The sequence below is a fragment of the Photorhabdus temperata genome (genome assembly GCF_025384845.1).
GTDB classification, from domain to species: Bacteria; Pseudomonadota; Gammaproteobacteria; order Enterobacterales; family Enterobacteriaceae; genus Photorhabdus; species Photorhabdus temperata.
The window spans coordinates 1-17,712 of record NZ_JAJAFX010000056.1 but is presented as its reverse complement, the minus strand read 5'-3'; the positions used below and the strand labels follow the sequence as shown (position 1 = coordinate 17,712).

13 protein-coding genes are annotated in these 17,712 nt (G+C 41.6%); 9 read left to right on the top strand and 4 right to left on the bottom strand.

Annotated features, from left to right (window positions below; translation table 11 throughout):
- Window positions 1–9: 9 nt before the first annotated feature.
- On the bottom strand, window positions 10–852 hold the full coding sequence (nfo, locus tag LGZ99_RS18660) for a deoxyribonuclease IV (RefSeq protein WP_021324552.1): 843 nt from the start codon (window positions 850–852) through the stop codon (window positions 10–12).
- A 109-nt stretch (window positions 853–961) separates the two neighbouring features.
- Window positions 962–2,044: a YeiH family protein gene (locus LGZ99_RS18655; protein ID WP_021324553.1), complete on the bottom strand. Its 1,083-nt coding sequence runs from the start codon at window positions 2,042–2,044 to the stop codon at window positions 962–964.
- Between the two features lie 189 nt (window positions 2,045–2,233).
- Here LGZ99_RS18655 and yieE point away from each other — a divergent pair, with 189 nt between their 5' ends.
- From yieE to dld, 8 genes are all read left to right on the top strand, one after another.
- Window positions 2,234–3,097 (top strand): DNA-binding transcriptional regulator YeiE, encoded by an 864-nt coding sequence (gene yieE / locus LGZ99_RS18650; protein ID WP_036838686.1) that lies wholly within the window; start codon window positions 2,234–2,236, stop codon window positions 3,095–3,097.
- 155 nt (window positions 3,098–3,252) lie between these two features.
- Window positions 3,253–4,734: an amino acid permease gene (locus LGZ99_RS18645; protein ID WP_021324555.1), complete on the top strand. Its 1,482-nt coding sequence runs from the start codon at window positions 3,253–3,255 to the stop codon at window positions 4,732–4,734.
- Between the two features lie 225 nt (window positions 4,735–4,959).
- Window positions 4,960–6,111, top strand: a complete 1,152-nt coding sequence (locus tag LGZ99_RS18640) for an ABC transporter substrate-binding protein (protein ID WP_390894040.1) — start codon at window positions 4,960–4,962, stop codon at window positions 6,109–6,111.
- 24 nt (window positions 6,112–6,135) lie between these two features.
- The gene (locus LGZ99_RS18635; RefSeq protein ID WP_023045329.1) at window positions 6,136–7,221 is read left to right on the top strand and encodes a FecCD family ABC transporter permease; all 1,086 of its coding nucleotides are present in this window, start codon (window positions 6,136–6,138) and stop codon (window positions 7,219–7,221) included.
- Entirely contained in the window at window positions 7,218–8,006 is a 789-nt protein-coding gene (locus LGZ99_RS18630) for an ABC transporter ATP-binding protein (protein WP_023045328.1), read from the top strand. Before LGZ99_RS18635 ends, LGZ99_RS18630 begins: the two co-directional genes overlap by 4 nt.
- A gap of 399 nt (window positions 8,007–8,405) precedes the next feature.
- Window positions 8,406–10,379, top strand: coding sequence for a ligand-gated channel protein (locus LGZ99_RS18625; protein ID WP_021324558.1), 1,974 nt, complete (start codon window positions 8,406–8,408; stop codon window positions 10,377–10,379).
- Window positions 10,380–10,971: 592 nt separating this feature from the next.
- Complete coding sequence (locus tag LGZ99_RS18615; protein ID WP_021324559.1) at window positions 10,972–12,354, top strand: APC family permease; 1,383 nt, start codon at window positions 10,972–10,974, stop codon at window positions 12,352–12,354.
- Between the two features lie 194 nt (window positions 12,355–12,548).
- Entirely contained in the window at window positions 12,549–14,264 is a 1,716-nt protein-coding gene (gene dld, locus LGZ99_RS18610; RefSeq protein ID WP_036838691.1) for a D-lactate dehydrogenase, read from the top strand.
- Window positions 14,265–14,404: 140 nt separating this feature from the next.
- On the opposite strand, the gene sbcB is transcribed toward dld, so the two are convergent.
- Entirely contained in the window at window positions 14,405–15,835 is a 1,431-nt protein-coding gene (gene sbcB, locus LGZ99_RS18605) for an exodeoxyribonuclease I (RefSeq protein WP_036838693.1), read from the bottom strand.
- 295 nt (window positions 15,836–16,130) lie between these two features.
- Here sbcB and tssD point away from each other — a divergent pair, with 295 nt between their 5' ends.
- On the top strand, window positions 16,131–16,370 hold the full coding sequence (tssD, locus tag LGZ99_RS18600) for a type VI secretion system tube protein TssD (RefSeq protein ID WP_021324562.1): 240 nt from the start codon (window positions 16,131–16,133) through the stop codon (window positions 16,368–16,370).
- Between the two features lie 969 nt (window positions 16,371–17,339).
- Here tssD and LGZ99_RS18595 read toward each other — a convergent pair.
- Window positions 17,340–17,570, bottom strand: coding sequence for a hypothetical protein (locus LGZ99_RS18595; protein ID WP_021324565.1), 231 nt, complete (start codon window positions 17,568–17,570; stop codon window positions 17,340–17,342).
- Between the last annotated feature and the right edge of the window lie 142 nt (window positions 17,571–17,712).

Genomic DNA, 17,712 nt, shown 5'->3' with positions numbered 1-17,712 from the left:
AAAGGACCATTAATTTTGTTGTGATTTCAGCCAGGCAATTTCTTGGTGCCAAATATCTGGATTAATTGTTTCAAGGATTAGGGGAATTCCATTAAAACGGGCATCTTGCATAATATAACTGAAAGGTGTTTTGCCAATATTTCCTTCCCCAAGGCTATGATGCCGGTCAACACGGCTGGCAAATTCACTTTTGGCATCATTTAAATGCATTCCGCACAGATACTGAAAGCCAACAATTTTTTTAAACTCTTGAAAAGTTTGCTGGCAAACGTCATCGGTACGCAAATCATAACCTGCGGCAAAGGCGTGACAGGTATCAATACAGACGCCAACTCTGCTTTTATCTTCAACTCCATCAATAATTGCTGCCAGATGCTCAAATTTGAACCCCAGATTTGTGCCCTGACCTGCCGTATTTTCGATAACAGCGGTGACTCCCTGCGTTTTATTGAGAGCGATGTTGATAGATTCTGCAATTCGTGTCAGGCATTTATCCACATCTATCTTATTGAGATGACTGCCAGGATGGAAATTTAATAAATCGATACCCAGTTGTTCACAACGTTGCATTTCATCAACAAAAGCCAACCTGGATTTTTCCAGTGCTTCAGTATCTGGGTGACCAAGATTAATCAGATAACTATCATGAGGGAGAATTTGCCGGCTACCGTATCCATAGCGCTCACAATTTTCTTTAAATTTATCGATAATATCAGTGGCTAAAGGTGGAGCGTTCCACTGGCGCTGGTTTTTGGTGAACAGGGCAAAAGCAGTGGCTTTTAATTCGTGTGCCCGGATAACTGCCTGATCGACGCCGCCGGCAGCGCTGACATGTGCTCCAATAAATTTCATCATTCTTCTCCTTCCTATTTACACCATTTTGACATGGTTCAATCGCTTATTGAACCTTAAGAACGGAAAGGTTATGGGTTGTTGAAGTCCTTCAATGCATATGTTCCGATCAACCAAACCAATGTTGAATGCTCAGATTTATCAAGAAGCCACCAACCATCAGCCATATAAACAAAATCAGAGCCAGTAAAATGGGTTTAAATCCAGCCTGACGGATGGCACTCACATGAGTGGTTAAACCTAGCGCAACCATTGCCATGGCAAGCATAATAGTGTCAATCTGAATCAGATAATTCACTGCTCTTACAGGTAACAGATCGAACGAGTTAAAACCTGCTATTGCAATAAAAATCACTGCAAACCAAGGAATGGTAATCGGCGTTCTCGCCTGGTTTTTTTCTCCGTTTTTTGCACCGGCCCGGCTGATGTAACTGGATAATAACAGCAAGAATGGCGCCAGCATCATAACTCTAATCATCTTGCTGATAACCGCCGCGTTCTCTGCTTGATCATCAATAGCATGACCAACAGCAACAACCTGGGCAACTTCGTGAATGGTGGAACCTGTAAAGATACCGAAAGCTTCTTGAGTCAATGGGATCCATTGATAATGCTCATTGAGCTGATAGAACCATGGATAAATGAAAATAGCGATAGTACCGAAGATGACAACGGTTGACACTGCCACAGCAACTTTGCTGGCGGGAGCATTCACAACCGGCTCTGTTGCCATAATGGCCGCTGCACCGCAGATACTGCTGCCAGCGCCAATCAGCATTGAGGTTTGCTGATCTAATCCAAAGAGTGATTTACCCAGCCAGATTGCAATAAAGAAAGTTGAAGACAACATAATCGCGTCAATCAAAAGACCGGTAGTGCCTACATCGGCAATTTGCTGAAATGTCAGACGGAAGCCATAAAGAATAATCCCTGCCCGCAAAAGATAGTGTTTTGAGAAATGAATACCCTTATCGCAATGGGATTTGAGTAAAGGATAAATGGTATTACCGGCAATGATTCCTGCCAGGATCGCCAGTGTCAGTGCACCCAGCCCCATATTAACAAACCACGGGATATTTCCGGCGTATATTGAAATTGCAGTCAGTATTGCTGCCAGTATGAGTCCAGGTATTAATTTCATGCCGGGAATTGACGGTTGTTGACTGAGTTTTTCGTCATGAATGTCAGACATAGATATTTCTCACTTTTCTTATGTGTTTTAAACATAAGCATATAGCAAATCAATTTATCATTAAAATTGATAATATTTTTATGTATAATCGAAAAAAGTGGTAATAAAAAGAGGGTTTTTGTTAAGTTGTTTATTACTGTATAAAATTAAAACAACCTATTTCGCTGACACCATATTTTGCGGGGCAATATGCATATCACACTGAGGCAATTGGAAGTTTTCACGGAAGTATTGAAAAGCGGCTCAACGACACAAGCCTCCCAGCAGTTAGCGCTATCTCAATCCGCAGTGAGTGCTTCATTAACGGATTTGGAAAGCCAGCTTGGCGTACAACTTTTTGACCGAGTAGGAAAACGGTTGGTGACTAATGAGCATGGTCGTTTACTCTACCCCAAGGCTTTGGCATTGCTGGAGCAGGCGGGGGAAATTCAGCTGTTATTCAAACAGGAATTGGGGGCATTACGTATCGCTGCCAGCAGTACCATTGGTAATTATATGTTGCCGGAAATGTTGGCAAATTATCGTCAGGATTTTCCGGATACACCTCTGGAGTTAAATATCAGTAATACACAGGATGTTATCAATTCTATACTCGAATTCCGTGTTGACCTTGGTTTGATAGAAGGTTCCTGCCATAGTCCTGAATTGATAACTCAGCTCTGGATGGAGGATGAGCTGGTTATTTTTTCTTCTCCTAAGAACCCGCTAGTTCAACAGAATCTGAAACTGGATGATTTAGCCAGAGCATCATGGATATTAAGGGAAAGGGGGTCGGGGACAAGAGAGGTGTTGGATCATCTGTTGTTTGCCCGCTTACCTGGGTTCAAGATTTTGATGGAGTTGGGAAATTCCGAAGCGATAAAACATGCGGTCAAATTTGGCATGGGGATTAGTTGTTTATCCAGACGGGTCGTTGCAGAGCAATTGGAAAATCGTACTTTGCTGGAATTAAAAGTGCCGGAATTGAAACTTTTCAGGATGTTATACCTGATTCATCATCGGCAAAAGCACATGTCCAATGCACTGCAAAAACTGCTTAGTTATTGCCGGTGAGTTTTACGTTCTGTTTAAAATTTAGAATTAGCTGTATTACTTATAATTTTCTCTGAATTATGAAGGTATCTTATAACAGCGCTTCCTCGCTATTTTGACCGTGAGGATTTGCTACAATCCGCCATCAGACTTAATTTGCAGCTAACAGGAACAGAATGTCTCAACAACAACAAAGTGTTTTGCAGAAACCAGCAGCGCAACATTTGCGCCGTGAATTGAAAGCACGGCATATGGCGATGATAGCCATTGGCGGATCAATAGGTACTGGGCTATTCGTGGCTTCAGGTGCGACGATTTCACAAGCGGGGCCTGGCGGAGCATTACTTTCCTATGCATTAATTGGTCTGATGGTTTATTTCCTGATGACCAGTCTGGGGGAATTGGCTGCTTATATGCCTGTCTCTGGTTCTTTCTCAACTTATGGCTCCAAGTATGTTGAAGAAGGATTTGGTTTCGCCCTTGGCTGGAACTACTGGTACAACTGGGCGGTGACTATCGCTGTGGATTTGGTTGCTGCTCAGTTAGTGATGAATTACTGGTTACCAGATATGCCGGGGTGGATCTGGAGCGCGCTATTCCTTGCACTGATTTTCCTGTTGAATTTTATTTCAGTGAAAGGTTTTGGTGAGGCTGAATATTGGTTCTCTTTGATTAAAGTCAGCACAGTTATTGTTTTTATTGCGGTCGGATTACTGATGATAAGCGGTATCATGAAAGGTGCGGAAGGCGCCGGATGGCATAACTGGACTGTGGGTGATGCGCCTTTTGCCGGTGGCTTCTCCGCTATGATTGGCGTGGCAATGATCGTTGGGTTCTCTTTTCAGGGTACTGAACTGATTGGCATTGCTGCGGGTGAATCCAAAGATCCAGAGAAAAATGTTCCCCGCGCGGTACGTAAAGTATTCTGGCGTATCCTGCTGTTCTATATTTTTGCGATCCTGATTATCAGTCTGATCATTCCTTATACTGACCCCAATTTACTGCGTAATGAGGTAGGTGATATCAGCGTCAGTCCGTTTACGTTGGTATTTGAAAATGCCGGTTTGTTATCAGCTGCGGCTGTGATGAACGCCGTTATTTTGACAGCAGTGTTATCTGCCGGTAACTCAGGTATGTATGCTTCTACCCGTATGTTGTTCACACTGGCAAAAGAGGGCAAAGCACCGAAGATTTTTGGAAAATTATCCAAAGGGGGTGTACCGCGTAATGCCTTGTATGCAACAACGGTTGTTGCTGCTTTGTGTTTCCTTAGCTCAATGTACGGTAATCAAACTGTCTATTTGTGGCTGTTGAACACCTCGGGCATGACAGGTTTTATTGCCTGGCTGGGGATTGCTATCAGCCATTATCGTTTCCGCCGTGGTTACATCGCTCAGGGGCTGGATTTAAGTAGACTGCCCTATCGTTCAGGGTTTTTCCCGGTTGGTCCAATCTTTGCGTTTATTCTGTGTCTGACCATCACATTAGGGCAGAACTATCAGGCATTTCTGCAAGACAAAATTGACTGGTATGGTGTAACCGCAACTTATATTGGTATTCCACTATTCCTGTTGATTTGGTTTGGTTATAAATTGGTGAAGAAAACCCACTTTATTAAATATAACGAGATGAAATTTCCTGATATCCCAAATAAGTGAATTCGATTCACGATTGATTTATTATTATCTTAACGTTTATTTGTTGGTGTAAATGAACAGTTATTAATAGAAATCAGAAGAAACTGCCCATTTTGTAACCGAATGGGTGGTTTTTATTTTTCATAGGGTTAGCCGTGAAATTAGTTATTCAATTTACTAAAATCTGTATAAATAGGATTGATAAGTATTCTCGTTTGCTTTATTGTTAGCGCCATAATTATTAATATGAAAGGGGCTAACAAAGTGAAATTTGTATCTCGATCTATTGCAAAGAGCATCAGTATCAGCTTACTGGCAGGTTCAGCAGTAATGGCAAGCTTCGCGTCATGGGCTGAAACGGTCACTGACGTAGCTGGCCGCACTGTTGAAGTTCCTGAGAATATAAACCGTATTTTGTTGGGCGAAGGCCGTTTATTTCATGCTGTCGCTTTACTTGAAGGAGATAAACCCCTGGCTCGTATCGCAGGTTGGCAAGGTGATTTCCGCAAATTGGACCCACAGTCCTATGCTGTCTATAAAGCTAAATTTCCTGAGATTGATAAGATCCCTTTGATTGGTAACACCAGTGCTGACAGCGTTAGCGCTGAAAAAGTGTTAACTCTCAATCCGGACATTGCTATTTTTGGCTTATCCGGTCATGGTCCTGGTAAGGACAGTGAATTGGTTGCTCAGCTTGAAAAGGCAGGTGTTCCGGTTGTCTTTGTTGACTTCCGCACTGAACCGTTAAAAAACACGCTGCCGAGCATTCGTATGTTGGGTAAAGTATTGCACCGTGAAAAACAAGCGGCAGAGTACGCTGATTTTTACGAAAAAAATGTCAAATTGGTAACTCAAATCACCAGTAAAATCCCGGAAGAGAAAAAGCCAACTGTATTTATTGATTTGAAAGCCGGTGCTTTTGAGGACTGCTGTGGGACGGCCGGTGATGGCAATTTGGGTAACTTTATCGATCTGGCTGGCGGTAAAAACATTGCTAAAGGTGTTCTGCCAGGCGCGCTTGGCAACATGAACCTCGAAAAAGTTATTGCCGCTGATCCTTATATTTACATTGCCAGTGGTGGAAAAGCGCCAGACAGCAATGAACCTGGTGTAAAACTGGGGGCGCAATCAACACCTGAGTTGGCAAAAGCCAGTCTGAAAATAATGACTGAACGCAAAGGTATCAGCTCGTTGACTGCGGTTAAAGAGAGCAGAGATTATGCTATTTGGCATAACTATTACAACTCTCCGTATAACGTGATAGTTGCTCAGGTATTTGCTAAGTGGTTCTATCCTGAACAGTTTGCAGATTTAGATCCACAGAAAACACTGAATGAATTACACAGTAAATTCCTGGCAATTGAGCCATCAGGTGTTTACTGGATCAGTGAGAAGTAATCAGTAAGATAGGTAACAGAAACAATGAGTGCCACTACCGAGCTTATGCCAACGGTGAAACAACAATTAGATGACAGCGGTGTAAAAGCCCATTACCAACGTATTTTACGCCGCCGTATCGTGATGATGATGTTTATCTTCCTGGTGATCGGTGCTTCCTTGGTATTAGATTTTACTATAGGGCCATCAGGTTTATCTTTGCAGTCTCTCTGGCAGACTTTAGTGTCGCCAGAAAGTATGGATGCGGGTACACGGGTCATTGTCTGGGATATCCGTTTACCCTACGCCTTGATGGCGGTGGTGATCGGCTTGTCTCTTGGGCTGGCTGGCGCTGAAATGCAGACAATTCTGAATAACCCATTGGCAAGCCCCTTCACTTTAGGGGTTTCTCAGGCGGCTGCGTTTGGTGCTGCGTTGGCCATCGTGTCAGGTGTTGGTATTCCGGGTGTCCCCGATCAATGGCTTATCTCTGCAAATGCCTTCATTTTTGCTTTGTTGGCAGCGTTGTTATTGGATGCCATTACCCGTTGGACAAGGGTTGCTACCGCTGGGGTGGTATTATTTGGTATTGCGTTGGTCTTTACTTTTAACGCACTAGTTTCCATGATGCAGTTTATTGCAACGGAAGATACTCTTCAGGGGTTGGTACTTTGGACAATGGGTAGCCTTGCCAGAGCAACCTGGATAAAACTGGGTGTTATGTTGCTGGTATTTGCAGTTATTTTTCCGATTTCAATGATGAATTCCTGGAAACTGACAGCGTTGCGTCTGGGTGAAGATCGTGCAATCAGTTTTGGTATTGATGTCCGCCGCCTACGCTTAGGTACATTATTACGCATCAGTGTTCTTTCCGCTTTAGCGGTTGCATTTGTTGGACCAATTGCCTTTATCGGTTTGGTCGCGCCGCATATTGCTCGCTTGGTGTTTGGTGAGGATCACCGTTTCTATTTGCCTGCCAGTGCGCTGATTGGAGCATTGGTGTTGTCTATGGCATCCATCGCTTCGAAGAACCTGATCCCAGGTGTCATTATTCCGGTTGGGATAGTGACTGCATTGGTTGGGGTTCCATTCTTCCTTAGCATAATTTTACGCCATAGGGGGAATGTATGAATCAGGGATTAACGATTAATAATTTTTGCGCAGGCTATCCGAAAAATCCAGTCATTGAAAATCTGAATGTTTCAACGTTATCCCGTGGAAAAATTACGGTATTACTGGGGCCAAATGGCAGCGGAAAATCAACACTTTTGCGTTCTCTGGCTGGATTAAATCGCGCAAGTGGGCAGCTTTGGCTCGATGGTCAGGATTTAATGAAAATGAATTTTGCCCAGCGTGCAGAAAATGTGGTTTATTTGCCACAAAGTTTGCCTGCTGGTGTTCATTTACATGTACTGGAATCCATTATTGTTGCGCAGCGGGCCTCCGGTGGGCGTCATTCTGAAACCAGCAAAGAAGAAGTTATGTCTTTATTACGTCAGCTGGGGATTGAACATCTGGCGTTATGTTATTTAGATCAATTATCCGGTGGTCAAAAACAGTTAGTTGGATTGGCACAATCATTAATTCGTAAACCAACATTGTTATTATTAGATGAACCGCTAAGCGCGCTGGATTTAAATTATCAATATCACGTAATGGAGTTAGTTGCACAAGAAACATATCGTCGTAATATTATTACGATGGTAGTGGTGCATGATATTAATATCGCGTTGCGTCATGGTAATCATGTATTAATGTTACAAAAAGGGCGTTTAATTGCTGAAGGCGTTCCTGAACAAGTTATTACGCCGGATAGCTTGGCGCAAGTTTATGGTGTCAGAGGCAGAATTGAATACTGTTCTCAGGGTATTCCTCAAGTATTGATTGATGGGTTGGTTTCAAAGTTGGCCAGTTAGAACTTATTATAACATATTGTTTAAAAACATATTGTTGATAAAGCGTGGACATGGATAGCGCATAGAAAACGGAGCGTAATTATATAATATGTGAGGGATGAGTTATTTCGCTCATAGTATAATGCGTTTAAAGACCGCTATTTTTGTCTGGGTAATGTTCAGGTCCACTCTTTATTTATTGCAAAGAAAGGTAAATGTAAGATAATTTAATGATATAGGCTATTGGAATTAATAGGAAATATTTCCTTATATTTTATAGTGATAAAATGTAAGGGGAGATAATAAAAAAATAATAAAACCACACAGAGGTGAGTATTTTTTTCCTCGTTGCTTGAGTGAGTGTTAATTATCCATTTTATAAATTAATAAAACATAATTATATTTCTTGGAGAATCGGGAATGGGTGTTTTTAACAAAAGAAAAATCGCGTTAGGGGTTATTGCTGCAATCTCATCTGGCCCTGTTTTGGCGGCCAGTGACAGTAATGACACCATTGTTGTGACTACAGCATCAGGCTTCCAACAGAAAATTGAAGATGCGCCAGCGTCTATTTCTGTGGTGAGCCGTGAGCAATTAGAAACCAAGGCTTATCGTGATGTGACTGATGCACTGAAAGATGTGCCGGGAGTACTTATAACCGGAGGTGGTAGTAGCAGTGATATCAGTATTCGAGGTATGTCATCGAAGTATACTATGATTCTGGTTGATGGTAAGCGCATTGATACCCGTAATACCCGTCCAAACAGTGACGGTTCTGGTATTGAGCAGGGGTGGTTACCGCCATTGGCTGCTATTGAACGCATTGAAGTGATACGTGGTCCTATGTCCTCTCTGTATGGTTCTGATGCGATGGGGGGCGTGATTAACGTTATTACCCGTAAGGCGCAGAAAGAGTGGAAAACCAGTTTTCGCGCTGATACCACTTTGACTGAACGTAAAAATTCCGGTAACAGCCATCAGAGTAGCATTTATGCAGCAGGCCCGATAATTGACGGGCTCTTGGGATTAAAAGTGCATGGCCTGTATTCTCACCGCAACGAAGATAAATTTATTGGCGGCTTTAACAAGCAGGAAATGCGCAACGGCTCAGCAACTTTTTCTCTGACACCTGATGAACAGAATACTTTTGATTTTGTAGCGGGTCGCTATGAGCAGGATCGTGATTCAACTATCGGTAAGACGCGTGAATGCACGCCGAAATCTTGTGATGATAATGTAAATCGCTATAAACGTAATAATTATTCTATCACTCATAATGGCAACTATGACTTTGGCACCATAAATACTTACATTCAGCGCGACGAGTCAAGTAACCCTGGCCGTGACATGAAATATAATGAGACGGTATTTAATAATCATTCAGTCTTCATGCTGGATGATCATACAGTAAGTATTGGTGGTCAGTATCGTTATGAAGATTTGCGAGATGATGGTAACCAATTGCCTTCAGCAAGCGATGTGAATAAATTAACTCGTTCGAGCTGGGCGTTGGTTGCTGAAGATGAGTGGCAAATGACGAATGATTTTGCTCTGACTGGCGGCATCCGTATGGATAAAGACGAAAACTTTGGTGCACACTGGACGCCTCGTTTGTATGGTGTGTGGCATGTGGATGAACAATGGACGATTAAAGGTGGTGTCTCCACGGGTTATCGCTCACCAGATCTGCGTCATGTCGCTCCGAATTGGGGGCAAGCAACAGGTGGCCGTTTCTTGAAAGGCATGATTTTAGGCAACTCAGATCTTAAGCCAGAGAAAACGGTTAGTGAAGAAATTAGTGTTATCTGGAACAATCAGGATAACTTTAATGTTGGTGTAACTGTCTTTAATACAGATTTTAAAGATAAGATCACTGAAATTAGAGATTGCGATAAAGACAGCGCTAAACCATGTGCTCCGATTAATGAAGTAACTTATGACTTTATTAGTAAACGTGAGAACGTTGATAAAGTAAATATGCATGGTGTAGAGGCGACAATGAGCTGGGATATCATTGAAGACTGGTCGTTGACAGCAAACTACACTTATACTGATTCAGAACAAAAAAGCGGAGATTTCAAAGGTAAGCCACTGAACAAAACGCCTAAACATATGGCAAATGCGACTTTGAACTGGCAGACATTACCGGAAATGCAAACCTGGACGCGCGTTAACTTCCGCGGTAAAACTTCGGATTACTTGTCACGTACCCGTATGGACAAGGGGACCCCATCCTATACCTTTGTGGATATCGGAGTCAGCTATAACCTGACTAAAGAGCTACGTGTGTTAGGTGGGGTATACAACGTATTTGATAAACGTGTTACTGAAGAGAATCATGGCTCGGTACTGGATGGCCGCCGTTATAACATTGGTATCAACTACGATTTCTGATAATTAGTGCTAGCTGAATGTACTATGACCCCCTTGCTTGTTTCTGGCAAGGGGGATTTTGTTTTTTACTTACTACCTGCAAAAACTGAATGGCAATCCGTTTTGTGTTGTGCTACAACTTAATACATGTCAAAAGAATGTATAAGACATAGTTAAACTCCATAGCGTGATCAATTTGTGTGGTAAAAAATATGGACTTTTAGTGCGGTGACTATTGCTATTTCAAGTCTTCAAGTGCAGAATTCGCCCACTGGAAAATAACTGATGCGTTTATATGTGTCGGTTATTTTTTTTGCTTAGACTTATTTTTTACTATACTAGAGGCCGGACTCTGAGCCGGATAGATAATTGGCCCACGGGCAACCATAACAAGAATCGGTTGCCGTAATGAGGAACGCTAATATGGAGCAATTATTCTCTTTCGCACTTGTGCCAATTGGCGCACGCTGCTGTGTTGATGACTACGGAGCGTTGAGCTCTGCGTATAATCCAGCCTCTAACTCCACTGCCTATAGGCAGAAGCGAAGTCTTCCCAGTAACTGTCGATTAAGTAGTACCGTAACACGAATCGAAGTTATGGGAGGTTTTGCTCATGTCGCATAATACTGCAATTCCAATTGGCACCAACCAAACTGGTGCGAACAATCGTGTTCAACTTAGAAAAACACTGACCTTAGTTCAGGTGGTGATGATGGGGCTGGCTTATCTGCAACCTACGACCATCTTTGATACTTTCGGGATTGTTTCTGGCTTGACTGACGGTCATGTAGCAACATCTTATGCTATCGCTTTGATCGCAATTCTGTTTACTGCCCTGAGCTACGGGAAATTGGTAAAACGTTTTCCTTCTGCCGGGTCTGCATACACTTACGCACAAAAATCAATTAGCCCTCATGTTGGCTTTATGGTGGGTTGGTCATCGTTGCTGGACTACTTGTTCATGCCGATGATAAATATCTTATTGGCGAAAATTTATCTCCAGGCTATTTTTCCCGGCGTAGATCCGTGGATCTTCGTTGTCGGTTTGACATTGCTAATGACAGTTTTTAACCTGCGTGGTATTAACGTTGTTGCTAATCTCAACACAGGTATTGTCATTGTTCAGGTTGCAGTGATGTTTGTATTCGTGGGCTTGTTGATCCACGGCGTATACAATGGAGAAGGTGTAGGAACTTTATGGAGCGCAAGGCCATTTACTTCTGAAGATGCCCATTTAATCCCGATGATTACCGGGGCAACGATTTTGTGTTTTTCATTCCTTGGGTTTGATAGCATTAGCACGTTGTCCGAAGAGACGCCGAATGCAGGCAAGGTGATCCCGAAAGCGATCTTCCTGACGGCATTAATTGGCGGCATCATCTTTATTATGGTTTCTTACTTCTTACAGCTCTATTTTCCTGATATCTCTCGGTTCAAGAACCCGGATGAAGCTCAGCCAGAAATTATGTTGTATGTAGCGGGTACTTTATTTCAGTCCATCATTATGGTGTTCTCTTGTGTCACCGTTTTGGCTTCTGGTATGGCGGCTCACGCAGGTGTTTCCCGTTTGCTTTATGTTATGGGACGTGATGGTGTGTTTCCTGAGAAAGTATTCGGCTATGTGCATCCGAAATGGCGAACTCCGGCAATCAACGTATTGCTGGTCGGTCTTGTCGCGCTGTCTGCAATGACCTTTGATCTGGTTACTGCAACGGCTCTGATTAACTTTGGTGCGCTGATAGCATTCACCTTTGTAAACTTGTCGGTTATCTCTCAGTTCTATATTCGTGAACGTCGTAACCGTACACTAAAAGATACAGTCAACTTCTTGGTATTACCGGTGATTGGGGCTTGTACTGTTGGTGTGCTGTGGATGAATCTGGAACAAAGTTCTATGGAGTTAGGGCTGACTTGGGGAGCAATTGGTTTGATTTATATGGTATTCCTGACTCGTCGCTTCCGTCAGCCGATGCCGCAGTGTTCTGAAATGGTTTAATCCGGTTTGAAAAGAATAACGGCGCTGAATTTAGCGCCGTTGTTTTTTTATGTTTCCCATTGTTGTAATAATTCAGAATAAGAATCTTAGGAAAAAAAACAGCGAGGTAGTTTGCAGATAAGAAAAATTTCAACAGTGAATGGAGGAAAACAATCTATGCTCTGAGAGGCGATTAAATTATAGAGGAAGAGACTATGAATGATGCAAAGACCTCTCAAAATCAACAATTCATCACTGCCCTGACTAATATTGTCGGTAAATCTCATATCCTGACTGCTCCCCATAAAACCGAACGTTATCGTAAAGGCTTTCGCTCCGGCCAAGGTGACGCTTTAGCTGTGGTATTTCCTGGTTCGCTGGTGGAACAGTGGCGTGTGTTTAAAGCTTGTGTTGAAGCAGATAAAATCATCTTGATGCAAGCGGCCAACACTGGTTTGACCGAAGGCTCTACTCCAAATGGTAAGGATTACGACCGCGACATAGTGATCATTAGTACGTTGCGCATGAATAAAATACAGATCCTGAAACAGGGTAACCAAGTCGTCGCACTGCCTGGCAGTACATTGTGGCAACTTGAACGTGCTCTCAAACCACTGGGACGCGAGCCGCATTCCATTATCGGTTCTTCCTGTATTGGTGCTTCTGTGATTGGTGGTGTCTGTAATAACTCCGGCGGCTCTTTGGTTCATCGCGGGCCAGCTTATACTGAAATGGCGTTGTACGGACGGGTTAATGAACGTGGTAAACCAGAATTGATTAATCATCTGGGTATCTATCTGGGAGAAACACCGGAAGAGATTCTCTCTTGTCTGGAAGAACAGCGTTACAGTGAGCGAGATGTAGAGTATGGTCAGCGTAAAGCGTCTGATTATGAGTATGCGCAACGAGTACGTGATATAGATGCTGATACGCCATCGCGTTTTAATTCTGACGAACGCCGTCTGTTTGAAGCTTCAGGGTGTGCAGGTAAATTGGCTGTGTTTGCGGTCCGGCTTGATACTTTCCCGGCAGAGCCTTTGTCTCAGGTATTTTATATTGGTACGAATCAAACTGACGTATTGACGGAATTGCGGCGCCATATATTAGCGAATTTTCGTCATTTACCGGTGGCGGGTGAATATATGCACCGGGATGTTTTCGATATTGCAGAAGTTTACGGTAAAGATACGTTCATCATGATTGATAAGCTTGGTACTGATAAGATGCCAGCTTATTTTACTTTGAAAGGGAAGATGGACGCTATTTTCAACAGGATCCCATTCTTACCAGCCAATCTTATTGATCGCATTATGCAAGGGTTAAGTCGCTTACTTCCTCCTCACTTACCTAAACGTTTGAAAGAATACCGTGATCGGTTTGAACATCATTTGATATTAAAAATGTCTGGTGATGGGGTTGAGGAAGCCAGAAGCTGGCTGGAAAGTTATTTCAGCCGGGTAGAAGGGGATTTCTTTGCTTGTACACCGGATGAAGGCGCTAAAGCATTCCTGCATCGTTTTTCTGCGGGTGGTTCAGCGATCCGTTATCAAGCAGTGCATAGTAACGAAGTGGAGAATATCCTTTCGCTTGATATTGCTTTACGCCGTAATGATCGTGAATGGTTTGAACAATTACCACCGGAGTTTGATGATGTATTAGTGCACAAGCTTTACTGTGGACATTTTATGTGCCATGTGTTCCATCAGGATTACATTGTGAAGAAAGGCGTGGATGTCCATGCACTGAAAGAAAGAATGATGGAGCTGCTTGATAAACGAGGCGCAGAATATCCCGCAGAACATAATGTGGGTCATCTGTATCAGGCTAAACCTCAACTTAAGGCTTTTTACCGGATTGCCGATCCTACTAACACGCTCAACCCAGGAATTGGAAAAACATCCAAACTGAAAAATTGGAGCGGGGAATCTTAATGTTAATATTCTCAGCATTTACAACGCTATGCTGATGCTAAGAAAGTTTAAATTTGTCAGAATGGATGAACATTATCTTGTTAGAAAGAAAGGCGAGTATATATAGCTCGCCATTCTGTGCTTGTCCGCTATTTGCCTAATTATCCAGCCAGTTTCGCTGCATATTCCATTAGTGCTTTAAGTTGACGGCATTTTTCTTCATTGCCTTGGTATTCAATAAAGAGCTGTTCAATGATAAAGATATATTCACTGAGCCTGTCCTGAGTTAATACATCTTGACGATGACGCAACCAACTTTGTTGTTCATCGTAAGCCAGAGTTGCGGGGTAGTTTCTGGCTCGATAGCGGAATAACAGCTTTTTAATCCGTGGATCCTGAAAAGTCAGATCTAACGCAGGCAAATTCTGAGGTAATGTTTCACGGATAATATTCATTGCTGTTTTATCTGCATTACTGAAGAAGCCATTATACAGTTGAGCGTCAACATTATCTGATTCAGGGAAAGGTTCGACTTCAGCAAAGAGTTCTACAACTTTTTCTCTGATTTGTGGATTATTTCGCAGAATCATCAGATTTCTCTCACAATGATTACGATCCAAGCCTAGACGTTCAGCATCTTCTGTTCGCAAAGTATTATCTGGGGCGACTATCGGACACTTATTAATATGAACCAGTTTGATGGGGGCTGGTGGTTGATCGGGCAGCAATTCATCATGGCGGGTATATAGGCGTTCACGCAAAGCATCGGCATCTAATTCCAGCAAAGGTGAAATATCTCCCGCCAAATCGCACATGATAACGGCATTCTGGTTTATTGGGTGCCAAGCGAGAGGTGCAACCAGGCTAGTATTACTACGGGCAGCGCCAAACATACCGGAAACATGAACCAAGGGTTTCATTTGAGGAATATCGATGAGATTGCTGACTTTCTGTTTATTTCTTAACTGAAAGAAATAATTGAACATTTTAGGTTGAGCTTCTTTAAGCAATTTTGCCATTGCAATCGTGGCGTAAACATCGGACATAGCATCGTGAGCATGTGAATGTTCAACGCCATTTGCCTTAGTCAGATGCTCCAGTTTAAAGCTGGGCAGACCATCCTCATTCTCCGGCCAAATAATACCTTCAGGCCGCAGGGCATAACAGGCGCGTAATACATCAAGTAAATCCCAACGGGAATTGCTTTTTTGCCAGCTATAAGCGTAGGGATCATAAAAATTGCGGTAAAAAATATTCCGGCTCACTTCATCATCAAACCGGATATTGTTATAACCGAGAATACAGCTATTCGGCACACTGAACGCATTATGGATTTGGCGGGCAAATTCCGCTTCGTTGACGCCTTTTTCCAGGGCAATCTGAGGCGTAATTCCCGTGATCATGACCGCTTCTGGCTGAGGGAGATAATCATCAGCAGGTGAACAGTAAATAACTAATGGCTCTTCAATAATATTGAAATCCATATCAGTGCGGACACCGGCAAATTGAGCGGGTCTGTCTAATGCTGGATGTTTACCGAAAGTTTCGTAGTCATGAATGTAGAAAGTGGGTTGTTCGCTGCTGTTTTTCATTGTTTTCAATGTCCAATGAGGTTAATTAATTATTTGTTTTTTCTGCTTTTTAGAGAGGGGAATAATATTTTTTCCAGAAATATGGCTAATTATTGCTTACTATCTTAGAGAATCCATGCGATTGCAATATCATATCCATATCTTCCTACTTTTTGCGCCACGATGGGATGTCAGTTATTAACATTTTTGAGGCTTGGAATAAATGATTGTATGTTTTTAGAACATTTATCCTTGACAATATTGATCTGCCTACTGCAATATGCGTTAAAGTATTGAAAATATAAATGAGGTGAATATGTCAAATTTAATTTATTTAACAGTTAAAGGTCAAAACCAAGGGTTAATTTCTGCTGGTTGTGGCAGAAGAGACTCAATAGGTATCAAAGCGCAAAATGGGCACGAGGATAAGATCTTCATCTATAGCCTGCAACACCTTATGACTCGCAAACAAAATGTTTCACATCATCCGGTAATTATCACTAAACCTATTGATAAAGCTTCTCCTTTTATTGGATTTACTCTATTTTTTGGTTGAGAGTAAAATGGAGCCATATGTCAGAGCATTGGAAGCATATGACGAAAATCGAGGTTTATTTAATGAAGTCTTTGATGAATTTTCCGCAGGACTAGATAAATGAAGATAGTCAGCATATTGATGAATACTGTAGTGCATATAGTGCAGGCGGTAATTGGAACTCTGTGTGTATTTTCAGTCATGGGCTTAGTCTATTTTACACTGATGTCAACGTTGGAGAATCGATATCAGTATGCGATAGTTGCAGGTACATGCTTGGCGTTTTCTGTTTTTTTTTACTACATCACAGAAAAAATAAAAGAAAAATGTAGATTATTTCATTAGGTTCTGATTTATATATAAAGTATATTTTGGCGTTTATCCTATATAAGAATTATATGATTTTTTATTAGGTTAAAATACGGCCTTATATATGAAGTTAAGGCAAGAAAGTAGCTTTTTTTGATTGGGAGTAAAATTAAGCCATATATCAGGGCATTGTAATAGGATGGAGAAAATTGAGACTTATTTAGTGAATTCTCTGTAGGATTAGACAAATGATCATGAAAATAATAAGTATATTGATGAAAATCGTGATGCATCTAATACAAGGATTAGCTGTTAGTGTGGGTACGATTTCAACCGGAGGACTAGTCTATTTTACCTTGATGTCAACATTAGAAAATCGATATCAGTATGCGATAGTTGCGGGTACATGCTTGGTGTTTTCTGCTTTTATTTTCTATATTACAGAAAAAATAAAAGAAAAATGCCAACTATTTCAGTAAGTCTAAATAAGGATATAAGCGATAGAAATATTGGGGGGTATTATTACCTACTATCTTATATCAGGTCAGCTTTTTTACCAACTAATTACAAATGGATTCATCAGTAAATAAACTATTAAACAGAATAAACTGATATGCAGTACCTTGGTAATTTCCAAGGCACTAAAATAGAAGGATATAAGCTCCTGTTATATCTGGTTTTTTAAGGGTAATTAATTTCTTGAAAATGCTCATTAATATGCTCAAGATATTGATCTTTTAAACCAGTTTCATATTGGATTCTTTCAAGCAAATTTTCTCTATTGACACTATAAAATGGCCTAATAGAAATCCCATTATTGGAATGGGTTATTTTTATAATCGGAATTTTTGTTCTACGGGCGTAACCATAAGAGATTTCGTAACCATCTAAATCAAAAGGGATTTTTTTCATCACCTAACCTAGTCTAATGTTCGTCATATTTTCGTCAATTTTAATACTGTTTCAGTAATAAGAAATTTTTTATTTTATTATTAAGATGAATATCACAAATATAGTCATTTTTGAGATATATTTAAATAATAAACTAATAAAC

Bases quoted from the DNA above. Each gene is read 5' to 3' on its own strand.
- tssD (WP_021324562.1), top strand. From the start codon at position 16,131: ATGTCAAATTTAATTTATTTAACAGTTAAAGGTCAAAACCAAGGGTTA.
- sbcB (WP_036838693.1), bottom strand. From the start codon at position 15,835: ATGAAAAACAGCAGCGAACAACCCACTTTCTACATTCATGACTACGAA.
- nfo (WP_021324552.1), bottom strand. From the start codon at position 852: ATGAAATTTATTGGAGCACATGTCAGCGCTGCCGGCGGCGTCGATCAG.
- LGZ99_RS18640 (WP_390894040.1), top strand. From the start codon at position 4,960: ATGAAAGGGGCTAACAAAGTGAAATTTGTATCTCGATCTATTGCAAAG.
- LGZ99_RS18615 (WP_021324559.1), top strand. From the start codon at position 10,972: ATGTCGCATAATACTGCAATTCCAATTGGCACCAACCAAACTGGTGCG.
- LGZ99_RS18645 (WP_021324555.1), top strand. From the start codon at position 3,253: ATGTCTCAACAACAACAAAGTGTTTTGCAGAAACCAGCAGCGCAACAT.
- LGZ99_RS18635 (WP_023045329.1), top strand. From the start codon at position 6,136: ATGAGTGCCACTACCGAGCTTATGCCAACGGTGAAACAACAATTAGAT.
- dld (WP_036838691.1), top strand. From the start codon at position 12,549: ATGAATGATGCAAAGACCTCTCAAAATCAACAATTCATCACTGCCCTG.
- LGZ99_RS18625 (WP_021324558.1), top strand. From the start codon at position 8,406: ATGGGTGTTTTTAACAAAAGAAAAATCGCGTTAGGGGTTATTGCTGCA.
- LGZ99_RS18630 (WP_023045328.1), top strand. From the start codon at position 7,218: ATGAATCAGGGATTAACGATTAATAATTTTTGCGCAGGCTATCCGAAA.
- LGZ99_RS18655 (WP_021324553.1), bottom strand. From the start codon at position 2,044: ATGTCTGACATTCATGACGAAAAACTCAGTCAACAACCGTCAATTCCC.
- yieE (WP_036838686.1), top strand. From the start codon at position 2,234: ATGCATATCACACTGAGGCAATTGGAAGTTTTCACGGAAGTATTGAAA.
- LGZ99_RS18595 (WP_021324565.1), bottom strand. From the start codon at position 17,570: ATGAAAAAAATCCCTTTTGATTTAGATGGTTACGAAATCTCTTATGGT.